This is a genomic window from Streptomyces sp. NPDC101132, from assembly GCF_044759225.1.
Taxonomy (GTDB): domain Bacteria; phylum Actinomycetota; class Actinomycetes; order Streptomycetales; family Streptomycetaceae; genus Streptomyces.
Genome location: NZ_JBIVYX010000003.1, coordinates 471236 through 486916, shown reverse-complemented (window position 1 = coordinate 486916; position 15681 = coordinate 471236). Strand labels below are relative to the sequence as shown.

Here is a 15681-nt window from a genome sequence, read left to right as displayed (position 1 = left end):
CCAAGGAATGGTCAGTGGAAGGTCAGCTCGGGGCCGGTCCCGGGCGCGGCCGGGGCCGGCCCGCGGTCACCGGCCGGTGATCCTGGCCAGCACTTGCTGTGCCTCCCAGGGGGCCAGGTGCAGCGGTTCGTACGTCCAGGCGTGGCCGACCCAGGGATCGGCCAGGTGGTCGTCCGGTACGGGGCTCAGCCGCAGCAGCGAGCGCCACAGGGGGTCGAGCAGTGGCCCGTAGGCGGACGCCTCGTCACGGTCCGCGACCATCAGGAGGTGCACGCCGACCTGCGGACCCTCGTCGGCGAGGTAGCGCAGACGGGTGACGGCGCGCTCGTCGAAGCCGTGCGGGAAGTCGTGGACGATCACCAGCCGGCGCGCGGTGTCGAGGTCCGGCGGGAGGTCCTCCGGGGCACCCGCCTTGAGGGCCATCTGCACCAGGTCCACCCGGCGCGTCAGCGAGGCCAGCAGCTCGGACACCCCGGCCGCACCGGCGGCCGGGGCCTCCGCAAGCAGCCCGGACAGCGGCGCGAGGGCGGCCGCGGCCGCTCCGGCCGGGTCGATGGCGTGGACCCGGAACTCGCCCGCCGGGTGGCTCGCGAGCACCCGGATGGCGAGCGCGACGGCGGTGTCCATGGCGACCCGGCGCAGGTCGTCGGTGTCCATCGCCATGGCGGCCTCCGAGCCGGTGCGCCCGCTGTCGATCCACAGGCCGCGTTCCAGCGGCAGCCTGACCAGCATGGGGATGCGCAGCTCGGGGCTCTCGGGGAGGTGCAGGTCGCCGAGGCGGAGCGCCATCGGGCACTCGTCGGGCTGTTCCGCGCCCTGCCACTGGGGTGCGTCCCAGCGGGCGAAGGCCGGCGGCAGGGCGGGCTCGACCACCTCGGACTCGGCGACGAGCTGGGCGAGGTCGCGGTCCAGTACCGCGCGGGCCTGGGCGACCAGCTCCTCGCGGCGGGCCTGGGCGGTGTCCCGGGCGGAGTCCGCCGCGCCGCCGAGGCGGGCGCGCGGGTCGGTGAGGGTCTGGTCGAGCTCGCGCTCCAGCCGGGAGTCGGCGAACTCGACCGCGTTGCGGTACGCGGCGACGGCCCGGGCCAGGTCCTCGAACATGCCCCAGACCTGGTTGTAGAGCCGCTCCTCCAGCGTCCAGCCGGTGGCGTCGCCCGCCACCGGGCGGGGCGCCTCTCCCTCGGCGGGCTCGGGCGCCCGCGGGACGGGCGGCGGGGGCGTGGTGCGGGCGCGCCGCGGGTGGGCGTAGTCGATGCCCGACCCGCCGGTGGCGGGGCTCTCCGCGGGCCCGGCGGTGCCCTCGGGCGTGCCCTGCGCCCCGGAGGGCACGGGCGTGACGGGCCCGGTGACGGTGGGCGTGACGGGCCCGGTGACGGTGGGGCGGGCGGGGCCGGCCTCGGCGTGGACGCGCGCGGCCAGTTCCGCGGCCTCGGGAGCCGGGAGGCCGTGGTCCGCCAGCAGGGCGGCGAGGCCCCCGGCGTACCCCTGGCCGACGGCCCGCACCTTCCAGGCGTCCTGGCGGCGGTAGAGCTCCAGGGCGATCAGGGCGGTCTCGGCACCGAGACCGGTGACCGTGTACGTGGCCAGCTCGACGCCCGTGGGCTCGGTGACCGCGACGAAGGGCGCGGCGGCCGAGCCGAAGCTCACCGGCCCGGAGCCGGGGACCAGGGCCAGCAGCACGCCGACCCGGTGCACCTCGTCGGGCAGTGCGGAGAGGTCGACCGCGATCAGGTGCCGGGCGGCGGCACCGCCGGGCACGGCCACTCCGGGCAGGCCCGGGGCCCGGTGGGCCAGGGCCCCGGGCCCGGACAGGCGGCCCGCGGCGTCGCCGAGGACGGCGCCGGCCAGTACGGCGGTACCCGCCGACACCCGGATCTCGACCCGGGTCCCGGGCAGCGGGTGGTTCTGCCCCCGCGTCAGCTCGGCCGTCATCGCCGTACTCCCCCTCGTGTCACATGGCCGCGCCCGGCACCCGTGGCCGTACGCGGCGCCGCCGGTGCCCACGGGCACCGGACGGAGCGGTTCCGCGCCGGCCCCGGACGGCCGGCGGCGGGGCCCCGAAGGGCCCCGGCGGGAACCTACAGGTACCGGACGATCTCCGGCATCAGGTCCTGGAAGGTCCGCCCGTTGGCCGGGTTGCCGAGCGCGGTCATCTTCCAGCCCGCGCCCGCGCGGTGCACCTTGGCCATGATCTGCGCCGTGTACGCGCCGCCCCCGGTGAGGGTGTAGCGGGCCAGCTCCTGGCCGTTGGCCTCGTCGACGATGCGGCAGAAGGCGTTGTCCACCTCCTGGAACGTCTGGCCGGTGAAGGAGTTCACCGTGAAGACGATCTGGTCGACGTGGACCGGCACGCGCTGGAGGTCCACGAGGATGGCCTCGTCGTCCCCGCCCTGGCCGACGCCGCCGACCAGGTTGTCGCCGGTGTGCCGGACGGAGCCGTCGTCGCTGACCAGGTGCCGGAAGAAGACCACGTCCACGGGCTGTCCGTCGGCGAAGAGCACCGCGGAGGCGTCGAGGTCGATCTCCCGGGTGCGCGAGCCGAACAGCCCGCGCCGCTTGGCGGCCTGCCAGCCCAGGCCCATCCGCACCGCGGTCAGCGTGCCCCCGTCGGCCTTCTGCAGGCTGATGGCCTGGCCCTTGGTCATGTTGACCGTCACGCTCGGTCCCCTCTCGAAGCGTCCACCGCCGCGTATCACGCGGCTGCCCCAACCCTACGCACGGGCGCCGACATCGAGCCTGGTCCGGGCCGAATCTGTAGCTCTCCTGAGACACAGACCCGGCCCGGCGGAGGACCGGTCAGGCCTGGCCCGCCTCCCGCATCTGCCGCAGCTCCTTCTTGAGTTCGCCGACCTCGTCCCGCAGCCGGGCCGCGATCTCGAACTGGAGCTCCGCCGCGGCCGCGCGCATCCGCGCGGTCATCTCCTCGATCTGCTCGGCCAGTTGTGCCGCCGGACGGTCGGTGAGCACCTCGGTGCCGGCGGCCGCCTTGGCGCCGCCCTTGCCGGCCGCCGCCTTGCCCGGCGCGGCCTTCGCGGCCTTGGCCGCCCTGCCGCCGAGGGCGGGCACCGGCGCCTTGGCGGCCTTGCCCTCCTTGCCCTGGCGGTAGCCGGTGCCGAGCAGCTCCTCGGTGTCGATCTCCTCGCGGGCGATGGTCGCCACGATGTCGTTGATCTTCTTGCGGAGCGGCTGCGGGTCGATTCCGTTGGCCGTGTTGTACGCGACCTGCTTCTCGCGGCGGCGGTTGGTCTCCTCGATGGCCTTCTCCATCGCGGGCGTCATCTTGTCGGCGTACATGTGGACCTGGCCGGAGACGTTGCGCGCGGCGCGGCCGATGGTCTGGATCAGGGAGGTGCCCGAGCGCAGGAACCCCTCCTTGTCCGCGTCGAGGATCGCCACGAGGGACACCTCGGGCAGGTCGAGGCCCTCGCGCAGGAGGTTGATGCCGACCAGGACGTCGAACTCGCCGGCCCGCAGCTCGCGGAGCAGCTCGACGCGGCGCAGCGTGTCGACGTCGCTGTGGAGGTAGCGGACCTGGATGCCCAGTTCGAGGAAGTAGTCGGTGAGGTCCTCGGCCATCTTCTTGGTGAGCGTGGTGACGAGGACCCGCTCGTCCTTCTCGACCCGCTGCCGGATCTCGTGGACGAGGTCGTCGATCTGGCCCTCGGTGGGCTTGACCACCACCTCGGGGTCGATCAGGCCGGTGGGGCGGATGATCTGCTCGACGAAGCCGTCGCCGCGGGACAGCTCGTACTTGCCGGGCGTGGCCGAGAGGTAGACGGTCTGGCCGATCCGCTCCAGGAACTCCTCCCACTTCAGCGGCCGGTTGTCGAGGGCCGAGGGCAGCCGGAAGCCGTGGTCGACCAGGGTCCGCTTGCGGGAGGCGTCGCCCTCGTACATCGCGCCGATCTGGGGCACGGTCACGTGGGACTCGTCGATCACGAGGAGGAAGTCCTCGGGGAAGTAGTCGATCAGGGTGTTCGGCGCGGAGCCGGGCTCGCGGCCGTCCATGTGCAGCGAGTAGTTCTCGATGCCGGAGCAGGACCCGATCTGCTGCATCATCTCCAGGTCGTACGTGGTGCGCATGCGCAGCCGCTGGGCCTCCAGCAGCTTGCCCTGCTTCTCCAGCTCGGCCAGCCGCTCCGCCAGCTCGGCCTCGATGCCCCGGACGGCGTTGTGCATGCGCTCCGGGCCGGCGATGTAGTGGCTGGCGGGGAAGACGTACAGCTCGCGGTCCTCGCTGATCACCTCGCCGGTCAGCGGGTGCAGGGTGGACAGGGCCTCGATCTCGTCGCCGAACATCTCGATGCGGACGGCGAGTTCCTCGTAGACCGGGAAGATCTCGATGGTGTCGCCGCGGACCCGGAAGGTGCCCCGGGTGAAGGCCAGGTCGTTCCGCGTGTACTGGATGTCGACGAAGCGGCGGAGCAGCTCGTCCCGGTCGGTCTCCTCGCCGACCCGGAGCGGCACCATGCGGTCGACGTACTCCTGCGGGGTGCCCAGGCCGTAGATGCAGGAGACGGACGCGACGACGACCACGTCCCGGCGGGTGAGCAGGGAGTTGGTGGCGGAGTGGCGCAGCCGCTCCACCTCTTCGTTGATCGAGGAGTCCTTCTCGATGTACGTGTCCGACTGCGGGACGTACGCCTCGGGCTGGTAGTAGTCGTAGTACGAGACGAAGTACTCGACCGCGTTGTTCGGCAGCAGCTCGCGGAACTCGTTCGCCAGCTGGGCGGCGAGGGTCTTGTTCGGGGCCATGACCAGCGTGGGCCGCTGGAGCCTCTCGATCATCCAGGCCGTGGTGGCCGACTTGCCGGTGCCGGTGGCGCCGAGCAGGACGACGTCCTTCTCGCCGGCGCGGATGCGCCGCTCCAGCTCGTCGATGGCGGCGGGCTGGTCGCCGCTGGGCTGGTACGGGCTGACGACCTCGAAGGGCGCCACCGTGCGTTCGATCTTCGATACGGGCCGCATGGGTCCACCGTACGACCCCCCACTGACATCCCGCCCCGGACCGCCCCGGACCGCCCCCGTCCGTCCCGCTCCACCCCCGTCCGCCCCGGGGCGGACGGGGGCCCGCCGGTGCGGCTCAGCGGTCGCCCGGGCGGTACGGCCGGTCCCACGCCGGGTCGGGCCCCTGGCCGCCGTTCCGGCCGGGGAGGCGCCCGTACCCGGACCCCCTGACCTGGCCCTGGACGTGGTCGTAGGCCCGGTCGTACGCCTGGCCGTAGCCCTGGTCGGCCCGCGGGGGCACCGGGTGGACGGGGCGGCGGGGCCTGGGCGCGGGCGGCGGCGTCTCGCCGGGCTTCTTCCAGTCGGGCGTGCCCATGACCAGCAGCGGGTCGAACATCACCACCACGCCGGCGACCACCAGGAAGACCACCGGGCCGATCAGCATGGGTGCGAGGAGGGTGGCCGGCGCGGAGCCGCCGATGTCGGTGAAGCCGCCGTGCAGCCGCACCGACACGGAGGTCATCGCCGTGTAGTGCATCCCGCTGACCGCGCCGCCCATCACCAGGCTGGCTCCGACCGCCGGCAGGAAGCCGCGGACGCTGACCGCCGCCCAGAGGGCCGCAGTGGCCGCGACCACGGCGATCACCACGGAGAGGGCCACGACCTTCGTGTCGTACTCCAGGTGGCCGCGCAGCCGCATCCCCGCCATGCCGAGGTAGTGCATGGACGCGACGCCCAGTCCGGTGATCGTGCCGCCGGTGACCAGCGACATGGGGGTGCTGCCCCGGTAGCCCACGATGAAGATCCCCACGCCCACCATGACGATGGCGACGGCGAGGCTGGCGAATGTGGTCCGTTTGTCGTAGTTCAGTGGCGACTCGGCGACCGAGAACCCCATCATCGCGATGAAGTGCATGGTCCAGATGCCGGAGCCGATGGCCGTGGCCCCCAGGGCGAGCCAGCCGGGCCGCCACGAGCGCTCGACGAGGAGGGAACGAGTGGTGCAGCGCAGGCCGAGCGCCCCGCCCAGACACGCCATCAGATACGCCGCGAGGGGCGTGATCACGCCATAGCTGAACCCGTCGACCGTGCCGACCGTGCCGGTCACGACGTCCGTCCCGCCCATCCCTGCCCGCCCTTCAGCAAGTCCCGGCCGTGACCGGCGCCAACTCATCCCGCCCCGGGCCTGATTGAGGGCGAGATTAGGGCCGCCGGGCGCTCCCGCGCACTGCCAAGCGCCAGATTTCCCGCACCCGATTTCCGCCACGGCGGAGCCATGACGGCGTTCCGGACGGATTCGTTCTCCTCTCGGCCACCTCGGCCCCGCCGGGCGTTGCCGACGCACCGTCATGCTCGCCACGGCCACCCCTGTCGTCGCCGGCCGGTCCACCGGCCCCCGGCACCCGGAGCACGCCCATGTACGTACGCCCCTCCCGGCGATCCCTCTCCCTGGCCGCGGCCACCGCGCTGCTCGGCCTCGCCCTCACCCTGGCCGGAGCCACGGCCTCGCTGGCCCGGTCCTCCTCCGGACCCGCCGCGGGAACCCCGGCGCGGCCCGGCCTCCCCGGTGCGCCCGGTGCGCCCGGTGCCCTGCCGGCCCGGCTCGGCGCCCCCACCGTCTTCGCCCACCGGGGGGCTTCGGCGTACGCGCCGGAGAACACCCTCGCCGCCGTCGACCACGCCGACGGGCTCGGCATCGAGTGGGTGGAGAACGACGTCCAGCGCACCAGGGACGGCGAGCTGGTCGTCGTCCACGACGAGACCCTGGCCCGGACGACGGACGCGGAGCAGGTCTTCCCGGACCGCTCGCCCTGGCGGGTCGCGGACTTCACGGCCGCCGAGATCGCCCGGCTGGACGCGGGCAGCTGGTTCGGCGCCGGCTTCGCGGGGGCCCGCGTGCCCACGCTGCGGGAGTACCTCGACCGGCTGGAGCTGAACGGACAGCGCCTGCTGCTGGAGATCAAGCTGCCCGCCCTCTACCCGGGCATCGAGCAGGACACCGTGCGGGTGCTGGAGGAGGCCGGGTGGCTCGACCGGCGGCACGTGACGCGGCGGCTGGTGGTGCAGAGCTTCGCCGCCGACTCGATCCGGACCGTGCACGCGCTGCGGCCGGACCTGACCACCGCCTTCCTGGGCACCCCGGCGGTGGCGGAGCTGCCCGCGTACGCGGCCTTCACCGACCGGATCAACCCCTGGTACGGCGGCATCTCCGCGGAGTGGGTGGCGGCCGTGCACGACCTCACGGGCCCGCACGGCAGGCGGCTGGAGGTCGACGCCTGGACCGTGGACAACGCGGACGTCGCGGTGCGGATGGCGGACCTGGGCGTGGACGGGATCATCACGAATCGCCCGGACCGGATCAGGGACGCGGTGACCGGGCGCTGAGCGGGCGCCGACCTGCCGCTGAGCGGTCGCCGACCTGCCGCTGAGCGGGGCCCTGAGCGGGCCGGAGCGCCCCGCGGGCCGGCGGGTGGCGACCGCCGCGGACGGGCGGGGGGGGGAGGACGCCGCCGGCGGGCGGGCAGGACGCGGCGGGCGTTGTCGGCGGGGCGCCGTACGGTGGATTCGTGAACCTCGGTGAGCGCCACCTCGAATGGACCGTCGTCGACAGCGGCGTCGGCCCGCTGTTCCTCGCCGCCACGCCCGCCGGGCTGGTGCGCGTCGAGTTCCACGGCGAGGAGCGCCGGACAGCCCCGCTCGCGGCGCGCCTGGGGGCGGAGCCGGTCCGGCCGCCCGCCGGCGAGGAGGTGCTGCTGGCGGAGCCGGTGCGCCAGCTGGCCGCGTACTTCGCCGGCGAGCTCAGGCGGTTCGAGCTGGCGCTGGACTGGCGGCTGAGCGCCGGCTTCAACCGCCGGGTGCTGGGCGAGCTGGAGCGGTCGGTGCCGTACGGCTCCGTCGTGGGGTACGGCGAGCTGGCCGCCCGCGTGGGACAGCCCGGGGCGGCGCAGGCGGTGGGGGCGGCCATGGGTTCCAATCCGCTGCCGGTCGTGGTGCCCTGCCACCGGGTGCTGGAGAACGACGGGGGCATCGGCGGCTTCGGGGGCGGTCTGGAGGCCAAGCGGACGCTGCTCGCGCTGGAGGGCGTCCTGCCGGAGCCGCTGTTCTGAGCCGCCGGCGGTGGTGCCGACCGGGCGGCAGGCGGCACCGGAAAATGCCTGTTCCGCCGCGGGGTGGGGGCTGCGACACTGCGTCGGTGACCACCGATCCCGCGTGTACCGACGCCACCCCCGGCACCCCGTCCGCCGCCGCACCCGCCGCCGTGACCCCGGAGGAGCTGCCCGCGCTGCGGCGGCGCACCTCCGCGGTGCTCATCGGCAGCCAGATCCTGGGCGGGCTCGGCGTGCCCATCGCCATCGCGCTGGCCCCGGTGCTGGCCACCGAGGTGAGCGGCAGCGAGTCGATGTCCGGCCTGGCGCCGACGGCCTCGGTCACCGGCACCGCGCTGCTGTCGCTGCCGCTGGCCGCGCTGATGACCCGGCGGGGCCGGCGGGCCGGGCTGGTCCTCGCGTACCTGATCGGCGCGTTCGGCGGCGGTCTGGTGGTCCTGGGAGCGGCGCTGGACAGCTTCCCGGTGCTGCTGCTCGGCATGGCCTGCTTCGGTGCCGCCTCCTCGGCGAACCTCCAGGCCCGGTTCGCCGCGGCCGACCTGGCCGAGCCGGACCACCGGGCGCGGGCCATCTCCACGGTCGTGTGGGCGACCACGATCGGCGCGGTGCTGGGTCCGAACCTGGCGGCGCCGGCGAGCCGGAGCTTCGCCGGCAGCTCGATACCCGAGCTCGCCGGGCCCTTCCTGTGGGCGGCGGCGATCTTCCTGCTGGCCGCGCTGCTGGTCGGCGTACTGCTCCGGCCCGACCCGCTGCTCACGGCACGCGCGCTGGCCGCGCCGTCCGAGCAACGGGCCGAGGCGCGCTCGCTGAGGGCCGGGTTCGCGGCCGTGGCGGCATCGCCGCGGGCGCGGCTGGCCCTGGTCACCGTGGCCGTCTCGCACACCGCGATGGTCTCGATCATGGTGATGACGCCGGTGGACCTCGGTCACCACGGGGCGGACCTGGAACTGGTCGGCCTGGTCATCAGCGGCCACATCGCCGGCATGTACGCCTTCTCGCCCGTGTGGGGCTGGCTGGCGGACCGGGTGGGCCGCTTCTCGGTGATCGGGCTGTCGGCCGGCCTGATCGCGCTGGCCGCGCTGCTCGCCGGCACGGCGGGCCCGGACCACGGGCGGACCGCCGCCGGTCTCTTCCTGCTCGGCCTCGGCTGGTCGGCCGGCCTGGTGTCCGGCTCGGCGCTGCTGACCGACTCCGTGCCGCAGGCCGCGCGGGCCGCCGTACAGGGTCTGGCCGATCTCACCAGCAGCGCCTGCGCGGGCCTGGGCGGCGCGGCCGCGGGCCTGATCGTCGCGCAGGCGAGCTACGGCTGGCTGAACGTCATCGGCGCCTCGCTGCTGCTGCCGATGGCGGGGCTCGCGCTGTTCACGGCGCGCCGCCACCCCGTGCCGAAGACGCGGGGCGGGGAGCCGGAGGATCCGGCGTCGTAGCGGCGGCGTCCTCGTGACGTCGGCGGAGTGGTGGCGTGACAGCGGCGTGACGGCCTTCGGGGGATCGTCAGAGGCTGATGTGGTACGCCTTGCGGAGGGTCTCGTGGACGGTCCAGGTCGTACGGTCGCCCTCGCGCAGCACGGCCGCCGTGCCCGGTCCGACCTCCAGGGTGTCGCCGCCCTCCACCTCGACGGTGGCCCGGCCGCTGATCACGACGAACAGCTCGTTCGCCTCGGTGTCGGTCACCACGCCCGGGGTGATCTGCCAGATGCCGCGCAGCTGCTTGCCGTCGGCCGACTCCCAGAGCACCTTGCCGGTCACCACGGGGTCGCCGGAGACGATCTGGGCGGGGTCCAGGGGCTCGGCCTCCAGCTCGACGTCGGGGACGGAAACGGCGAAGGACGCGGGGGCGAGGTCATGGTCACGGGTGCTCATGGCCCGCCACCCTAGCTGCCCGGCGCCGCGTCATGGCTGGTCAGACCGTCCACAATCGGCCCCTTCCACGCGTCAGAGTGCCGGGCGCGTTTGACGGGGTGGATCGCGTGCCATGGATGGGGACATGCCACAACAGCCAGCGGTCCCGGTCCTGTCGGAGGAAGTGCGCGAGGCGGTGGAGCGCGGTGCTCCCGTCGTCGCCCTGGAGTCCACGATCATCGCGCACGGGCTGCCACGCCCGCGGAACCTGGCGGTGGGCGAGGAGCTGGAGGCGCTGGTCCGCGCGGAGGGCGCGGTGCCGGCCACCATCGCGGTGCTCGACGGGGTGCCGTACGCCGGCCTGGACAAGGCCGGGCTCGAACGGGTCGCGGGGGACGCCTCGGTGCGCAAGCTCGGGCACCGCGACCTCGCGCCCGCCATGGCCTCCGGGGCCTCGGGCGCGACGACCGTGTCGGCCACGGCCTTCCTCGCCGCGCGGGCCGGGCTGCGGGTCTTCGCGACCGGCGGGCTGGGCGGCGTGCACCGGGAGTGGGCGGCGAGCCAGGACGAGTCCGCCGACCTGGCGCTGCTCGCCCGGACGCGGATCACGGTGGTGTGCGCGGGGGTGAAGTCGATCCTGGACGTGCCGGCCACGCTCCAGCGGCTGGAGACCCTGGGCGTCGGCGTCCTCGGCTACCGGACGGAACGTTTCCCCGGCTTCTACCTGAGCAGTTCGGGCCTGCCGGTCGACTGGACGGTGGGTACGCCGGAGGAGGTCGCGCGCGTCATGGCCGCGCAGGACGCCCTCGGCGGGCCCGGGTCGGCGCTGCTGGTCGCCCAGCCGGTGCCGGAGGCGGACCAGCTGGACCCCGCGCTGCACGACCGGGTGCTGGCGGAGGCCCTGGAGCGCTGCCGGACGGAGGGGATCACGGGGCAGGCGGTGACGCCGTTCCTGCTGGACCGGCTGGTACGGGCGACCGGCGGGGCGTCGCTGGAGGCCAACCTGGCGGCGGTGCGCGGGAACGTGCGGCTGGCGGCCCGGGTGGCCGCGGCCTGGGCGGACCGGCGTGACGCGGGTGCGGAGGCGGGGCCCGCGCGGTGAACGGGGGGCTGCTGGTCGTCGGGGACGTGGTCACCGATGTGGTGGCGGTCCATCCAGAGCCGCTGGCCCCGGCCACCGACACGCCGGCCCGCATCCGGACGCTGCCCGGCGGCGCGGGGGCCAACGCGGCGTGCTGGGCGGCGCACGAGGGGCTGGCGGAGGTCGGCCTGCTGGCCCGGGTGGGCGCCGAGTCCGCGGCCTGGCACGAGCGCGCGCTGGCCGAGGCGGGGGTGCGGGCCCGGCTGGTGGTGGATCCGGCGGAGCCCACGGCCACCGTGGTGTCCCTGGTCGACGGTGCCGCGGAGCGCACCTTCCTGACGGACAGCGGCGCCGCCCTCTGCCTCTCCCCCGCCGACTGGGCGCCCGAGCTGCTGGACGGGGTGGCCCATCTGCACCTGTCGGGCTACCTGTTCTTCGGCGACACGAGCCGGGCGGCGGCGGTGGCGGCGCTGGGTTCCGCGCGGGCGCGGGGCGTGCCCGTGAGCGTGGACCCCGCGTCGGCGGGCTTCCTCTCCGGGCTCGGGGCGGAACGTTTCCTCGATGCGGTGGGGGACGCCGGCGTGCTGCTGCCGAACGCGGACGAGGCCCGGCTGCTGGCCGGTCTGGCGCCGGACGCGGACGCGGGGCTGGCGGCGGCGGAGCTGAGCCGGCGGGTGCCGCTGGTGGTGGTGACGCTGGGGGCGGCGGGCGCGCTGGTGGCCGAGGCGGGCGAGGTGACGGCCCGGGTGCCGGGGCGGCCGGCGCGGGCCCTGGACACGACGGGTGCGGGGGACGCGTTCACGGGCGGGTTCCTGGCGGCCCGGCTGGGCGGTGCCGGGGTGGCCGACGCGGCCCGTGCCGGGTGCCGGGCGGGCGCGGCGGCGGTGGGGCGGCTCGGCGGCCGGCCGGGGTGAGGGCGGCTTGGGGTGAGGGACGGCCGGGTGTGCGGGTGTGCGGGCCCGGCGGTCGGCGGCCCGGCGGTCGGCCGCGGGCCCGGCGGTCAGCTGCGGATGCCCGTCCAGGCCGGGTGCCGCGGGTCGTCGGCCCGTACCAGCGCGTCCGCCGCCTCCCCCGGCGCGGTCTCGGACTCGTACCGCTCGAAGGCCGGCAGCGTCCAGCGGTCCGCCTCGGGCGTGCGGCGGGCGAGCGCGCCGGGCGACAGGCTGACGTGCACGCTGAGGTCGAAGGGGAACCACCGGCCGAGCAGCAGCGGACCGTGGACGATCAGCACGCCGCCCGGCGGGAGTTCGACGTACGGGCTGCGGGTGGCCCGGTCGGTGACCGGGTCCCACAGGTCGGGCAGGACCCGTCCGCTGCCGCCCGGCTCCAGGGGGCCGAAGACCTCCCGCCACAGCGCGCCGGTGTCGTACCAGCCGCCGAGGTAGGACTCCACGTCCCGGCGGCCGAACTCGTAGCGCAGGGAGGCGGGGCGGAGGAAGCCGTCCGCGGGGACCACGAGGACGGAACGGCCGCGCAGCCGCAGCTCGTCGGCGGTGCGGGCGGCCAGGTCGCCGGTGCCGGCGGCGGGCGCGCCGTCCACCGCCAGCCGCTGCCAGGGGCCTCCGTCGCGGGTGTCGGGGTGTGTGCCGAGGTGCTCCGCGAGGGCCTCCGCCAGCCGTTCCCAGGTGATCGCTTCCATCCGCACGGTCCCATTGTCCCGGTCGTCCGCCGGGCGTTGTCAGTGGCGGGCCCTAGCGTCTTCCCCAGTGATCTCCGGCGGCGGAAATGCCGCCGGTTCCGGCCTGGGGAGGGGTCTGTCATGTCTGCGGAGTCGCTGGTCGAGGACGTCACGTACCTGGAGCTGTCGCAGGACGGCGGCGGTGCGCACAAGTTCTACGAGGTGACGGTCGCGGGCACCGCCGTCACGGTGCGGTACGGCCGGATCGGGGCCGACGGCCAGGTGCAGAGCTCGTCCTTCCCGACCGTGGAGAAGGCCCGCGCGGCCGCCGCGAAGAAGATCGGCGAGAAGGTGCGCAAGGGGTACGCCCCCGCGGTGCGCGGGCAGCGGGCCGCCCGCGCGGTGACCCGGCGTCAGGTGACGTCCTCGCGGTCGACGGCCCGGTCGGTGGCGCCGGTGCTGTGGCGCTTCCGCACGGGGGCCGCGGCCTTCGGCATCCACATCGACGCGGACCGCTGCTGGGTGGGGAACCAGGCGGGCGACGTGTACACCCTCAGCCACGGCGGCGAGGTGCTCGCCAGGTACTCGCTGCCGGACGGGGTGAAGTGCCTGGTCGCGGACGAGTTCTGGATCTACGCGGGCTGTGACGACGGCACGGTGTACGACCTGTCGTCGAAGGTGCCGTTCGGCGCGTACTCGATCGCCGACGACGTGGACATCTTCTGGCTGGACATCCACGAGGGCGTGCTCCACGTGGCCGACGCGAACGGCGGCCTGACGGTGATCGACCACGAGGACGAGTTCCAGTGGTCGCGCCGGTCCTCGGGGCGGCACGCCTGGATGGTGCGGGCGGACGCCGGCGCCGTCTACCACGGGCACGACAAGGGCGTGACGGCGTACGCACCGGACGGCGGCGGGGAGCTGTGGCACACGCCGACGAACGGCTCGGTGCTGTTCGGCTGGCAGGAGGACCACGCGGTGTACGCCGGCACGGGGCGGAGCGTGGTGCAGCGGCTGTCGAAGGCGACGGGTGCGGTGGAGGCGACGTACCGCTGCGACACGACCGTGTACTCGTGCGCCACCTCCGAGGACGGCCGGCACGTGTTCGCCGGCGACTCCTCCTCGTCGGTCTACTGCTTCGACGCGGACGGGCGGCGGCTCTGGAAGCTGGGCACCGGGGGCGGTTCCGCGCTGTCGATGCAGTACCTGGACGAGAAGCTGTACCTGGTGACCACGGACGGCTCGCTGGTCTGCGTGGACGCGAGCGAGGCGGCCATCACGGCGGCGCAGTCGGGTTCGGTGCCGACCGCGGTGGACGTGAAGCAGGCGGCCGCGCTGCCGACGTACACCCCGGCCGCGTCGGTGGCGCAGGTGGCGACGGTGACGGTGGCCCCGGCGGGCGGGATCGTGGTCGAGTGCGTACAGCAGGGCGGACGACTGCGGGTGCACGTGGTGTCGGACGGCTACGAGCCCTCGTGGAACGTGCAGTTCCCGCGCGGGATCCGGGAGCCGGGCGCCCGGTACGTGGTCGAGGGGCTGCACGCGGCCTCGTCCGGGTTCTACCGCGTGCGCGGTGAGATACGGCGCCTGGTCTGAGGGCGCGGCGGCGAATCGGCCGCGGCAGGTGAGAGCGGGCTCCCGCAGCGGTATCAACCCACCGTGAACCTCGTGGTCTTCGAACCGTTGAAGGCGGTGCACTGCGCGGAGTGCCGGGCCGGACCGCTGCGGCGGCACGTCCGGGAGAACCGCGTGCCCCGCTGCCTGGACTGTGCCGACCTGGGGCACCTGGTCTACCTGCCGCGCGGCGACACGGCGCTCACCCGCCGGGCACGGGAGGGCAGTTCGCTGTACGCCGTGGTCGTGCGGTTCAACAAGCGGCGCCGCCGGCACGAGCGGCAGGGGCTGCTGGTGGAGGGGGCCGCGCTGGCCAGGGCCGAGGCCCGGTGCCGGGCGGACGCCGGCGCGCGGGCCCGGCGGCGGGCCCGCGACCAGGTGCGCCGGGCGGCCGAGGACAGCCGGTTCACCGCCGCGTTCGCGGCGGAGATACGCCGGCTGTTCCCCGGCATCCCGCCCGAGCGGGCGCAGTCGGTCGCCGCGCACGCCTCGGTGCGGGGCAGCGGGCGGGTGGGGCGCAGCGCGGCCGGCCGCGCCCTGCACGAGGACGCGGTCGCGGTCGCGGTGCGCGCCTCCGTGCGCCACATGGACACGGAGTACGACGCGCTGCTGATGGCGGGGGTGCCCCGCTTCGAGGCCCGGGCCCGGCTGGCGGCCCGGATCGAGGCGGTGCTGGCCTCCTGGCGGGACCCGGCCGGACCCGCCGCCCGGACACCCCCGCCGGTCCTAGCGGGCGGGGCGGAACCGCCGGTAGAGCAGTGCGCCGCCCAGCAGCAGGCCGGCGCCCGCGGGGGCGAGGTAGCCGAGGGCCTCGGTCCCGGTGTGGGCGAGACCGGGGCCGCCGGGCCGCGGCGGCTGGGCCACGGGCCGGGGGGTGGGCGCGACGGGGCGCGTCACCGGCGGCTGCGGGGGCTTGAGGCCGCTGCGCACCGGGCCGGGTCCGTTGACGGAGGTGTTGCCGGTGGCGGCGTTGCCGACGCCGACGACGTTGACCGAGTTGCCGCTGACGTTCACCGGCACCTTGACGGGCAGCTGGACGCCGTTGCCGGAGAGGATCCCCGGTGAATCCTTTCCGCTGCCGCGCACCAGCACGTCCTCGCCCTGGTCCCCGGCATCGCGCCCCCCGCCGGGTTTACCGGGCCGGGCCCGGCCGTCCTCGTTCGCGCAGGTGTTGCCCGCGGCCGGGTTGAGCAGTCCGGCCACGCTCACGGTGTTGCCGCAGACGTTCACCGGCACGTCGACCGGGAGCTGCACGAGGTTCCCGGAGACCAGGCCGGGCGACCCGGCCGCCGCGCCGTCGGCGCCGCTGTCGGCCCAGGCGCCCCCGGCGAGGCCCGCGAGGGAGAGCGCACCGCCCGCAACGACCGTCGCGATCAAGCCATTTCGAGGAAGCTGCCGCATCTGTGTCCCGCCTTCCGGAGAAGTGTCCGCGGGTGACGCACCCGCACCGGAATCAACGCGATGAAGCCATT

General features: G+C 75.1%; 13 protein-coding genes and 1 pseudogene. 7 read left to right on the top strand and 7 right to left on the bottom strand.

Translation table 11 applies throughout. The features are described 5' to 3' along the window. Window positions 1–66: 66 nt before the first annotated feature. The 4 genes from ACIQUR_RS09765 to ACIQUR_RS09750 all read right to left on the bottom strand — a co-directional run bounded on the left by ACIQUR_RS09765 (window position 67) and on the right by ACIQUR_RS09750 (window position 6073). Complete coding sequence (locus tag ACIQUR_RS09765; RefSeq protein WP_403661031.1) at window positions 67–1932, bottom strand: TerD family protein; 1866 nt, start codon at window positions 1930–1932, stop codon at window positions 67–69. Between the two features lie 146 nt (window positions 1933–2078). Then, on the bottom strand, window positions 2079–2657 hold the full coding sequence (locus ACIQUR_RS09760) for a TerD family protein (RefSeq protein WP_399940136.1): 579 nt from the start codon (window positions 2655–2657) through the stop codon (window positions 2079–2081). Window positions 2658–2796: 139 nt separating this feature from the next. Next, complete coding sequence (gene uvrB / locus ACIQUR_RS09755; protein WP_403661028.1) at window positions 2797–4968, bottom strand: excinuclease ABC subunit UvrB; 2172 nt, start codon at window positions 4966–4968, stop codon at window positions 2797–2799. A 115-nt stretch (window positions 4969–5083) separates the two neighbouring features. Then, complete coding sequence (locus tag ACIQUR_RS09750) at window positions 5084–6073, bottom strand: MHYT domain-containing protein (RefSeq protein ID WP_403661025.1); 990 nt, start codon at window positions 6071–6073, stop codon at window positions 5084–5086. A 290-nt stretch (window positions 6074–6363) separates the two neighbouring features. On the opposite strand from ACIQUR_RS09750, the gene ACIQUR_RS09745 reads away from it, so the two are divergent. The 3 genes from ACIQUR_RS09745 (at window position 6364) to ACIQUR_RS09735 (ending at window position 9481) form a co-directional block, all read left to right on the top strand. Then, the gene (locus tag ACIQUR_RS09745; RefSeq protein ID WP_403661022.1) at window positions 6364–7332 is read left to right on the top strand and encodes a glycerophosphodiester phosphodiesterase; all 969 of its coding nucleotides are present in this window, start codon (window positions 6364–6366) and stop codon (window positions 7330–7332) included. 182 nt (window positions 7333–7514) lie between these two features. Next, the gene (locus tag ACIQUR_RS09740) at window positions 7515–8054 is read left to right on the top strand and encodes a methylated-DNA--[protein]-cysteine S-methyltransferase (protein ID WP_403661019.1); all 540 of its coding nucleotides are present in this window, start codon (window positions 7515–7517) and stop codon (window positions 8052–8054) included. An 86-nt stretch (window positions 8055–8140) separates the two neighbouring features. Further along, entirely contained in the window at window positions 8141–9481 is a 1341-nt protein-coding gene (locus ACIQUR_RS09735) for an MFS transporter (protein ID WP_403661016.1), read from the top strand. A 67-nt stretch (window positions 9482–9548) separates the two neighbouring features. On the opposite strand, the gene ACIQUR_RS09730 is transcribed toward ACIQUR_RS09735, so the two are convergent. After that, the gene (locus ACIQUR_RS09730) at window positions 9549–9917 is read right to left on the bottom strand and encodes a cupin domain-containing protein (protein ID WP_403661013.1); all 369 of its coding nucleotides are present in this window, start codon (window positions 9915–9917) and stop codon (window positions 9549–9551) included. A gap of 124 nt (window positions 9918–10041) precedes the next feature. Between ACIQUR_RS09730 and ACIQUR_RS09725 the strand changes: the two genes are divergently transcribed. Both ACIQUR_RS09725 and ACIQUR_RS09720 read left to right on the top strand, forming a co-directional pair. Beyond that, on the top strand, window positions 10042–10998 hold the full coding sequence (locus ACIQUR_RS09725) for a pseudouridine-5'-phosphate glycosidase (RefSeq protein ID WP_403661010.1): 957 nt from the start codon (window positions 10042–10044) through the stop codon (window positions 10996–10998). Next, complete coding sequence (locus ACIQUR_RS09720) at window positions 10995–11891, top strand: carbohydrate kinase family protein (protein WP_403661007.1); 897 nt, start codon at window positions 10995–10997, stop codon at window positions 11889–11891. Before ACIQUR_RS09725 ends, ACIQUR_RS09720 begins: the two co-directional genes overlap by 4 nt. 86 nt (window positions 11892–11977) lie before the next feature. Here the strand turns inward: ACIQUR_RS09720 and ACIQUR_RS09715 are convergent, their stop codons facing one another. Continuing rightward, window positions 11978–12622, bottom strand: a complete 645-nt coding sequence (locus ACIQUR_RS09715; protein ID WP_403661004.1) for a uridine kinase — start codon at window positions 12620–12622, stop codon at window positions 11978–11980. Window positions 12623–12736: 114 nt separating this feature from the next. On the opposite strand from ACIQUR_RS09715, the gene ACIQUR_RS09710 reads away from it, so the two are divergent. Further along, a complete protein-coding gene (locus ACIQUR_RS09710; protein WP_403661001.1) occupies window positions 12737–14191 on the top strand; it encodes a WGR domain-containing protein in 1455 nt (484 codons plus the stop codon). 63 nt (window positions 14192–14254) lie between these two features. Then, a pseudogene (locus tag ACIQUR_RS09705) lies at window positions 14255–14902 on the top strand (DUF2293 domain-containing protein); the annotation flags it as partial. A gap of 33 nt (window positions 14903–14935) precedes the next feature. Here ACIQUR_RS09705 and ACIQUR_RS09700 read toward each other — a convergent pair. After that, a complete protein-coding gene (locus ACIQUR_RS09700; RefSeq protein ID WP_403660999.1) occupies window positions 14936–15586 on the bottom strand; it encodes a chaplin in 651 nt (216 codons plus the stop codon). Window positions 15587–15681: the final 95 nt, after the last annotated feature.

Excerpts from the sequence above, each read along its gene's own strand:
- ACIQUR_RS09765 (WP_403661031.1), bottom strand. The coding sequence starts at position 1,932 with ATGACGGCCGAGCTGACGCGGGGGCAGAACCACCCGCTGCCCGGGACC.
- uvrB (WP_403661028.1), bottom strand. The coding sequence starts at position 4,968 with ATGCGGCCCGTATCGAAGATCGAACGCACGGTGGCGCCCTTCGAGGTC.
- ACIQUR_RS09750 (WP_403661025.1), bottom strand. The coding sequence starts at position 6,073 with ATGGGCGGGACGGACGTCGTGACCGGCACGGTCGGCACGGTCGACGGG.
- ACIQUR_RS09745 (WP_403661022.1), top strand. The coding sequence starts at position 6,364 with ATGTACGTACGCCCCTCCCGGCGATCCCTCTCCCTGGCCGCGGCCACC.
- ACIQUR_RS09730 (WP_403661013.1), bottom strand. The coding sequence starts at position 9,917 with ATGAGCACCCGTGACCATGACCTCGCCCCCGCGTCCTTCGCCGTTTCC.
- ACIQUR_RS09725 (WP_403661010.1), top strand. The coding sequence starts at position 10,042 with ATGCCACAACAGCCAGCGGTCCCGGTCCTGTCGGAGGAAGTGCGCGAG.
- ACIQUR_RS09710 (WP_403661001.1), top strand. The coding sequence starts at position 12,737 with ATGTCTGCGGAGTCGCTGGTCGAGGACGTCACGTACCTGGAGCTGTCG.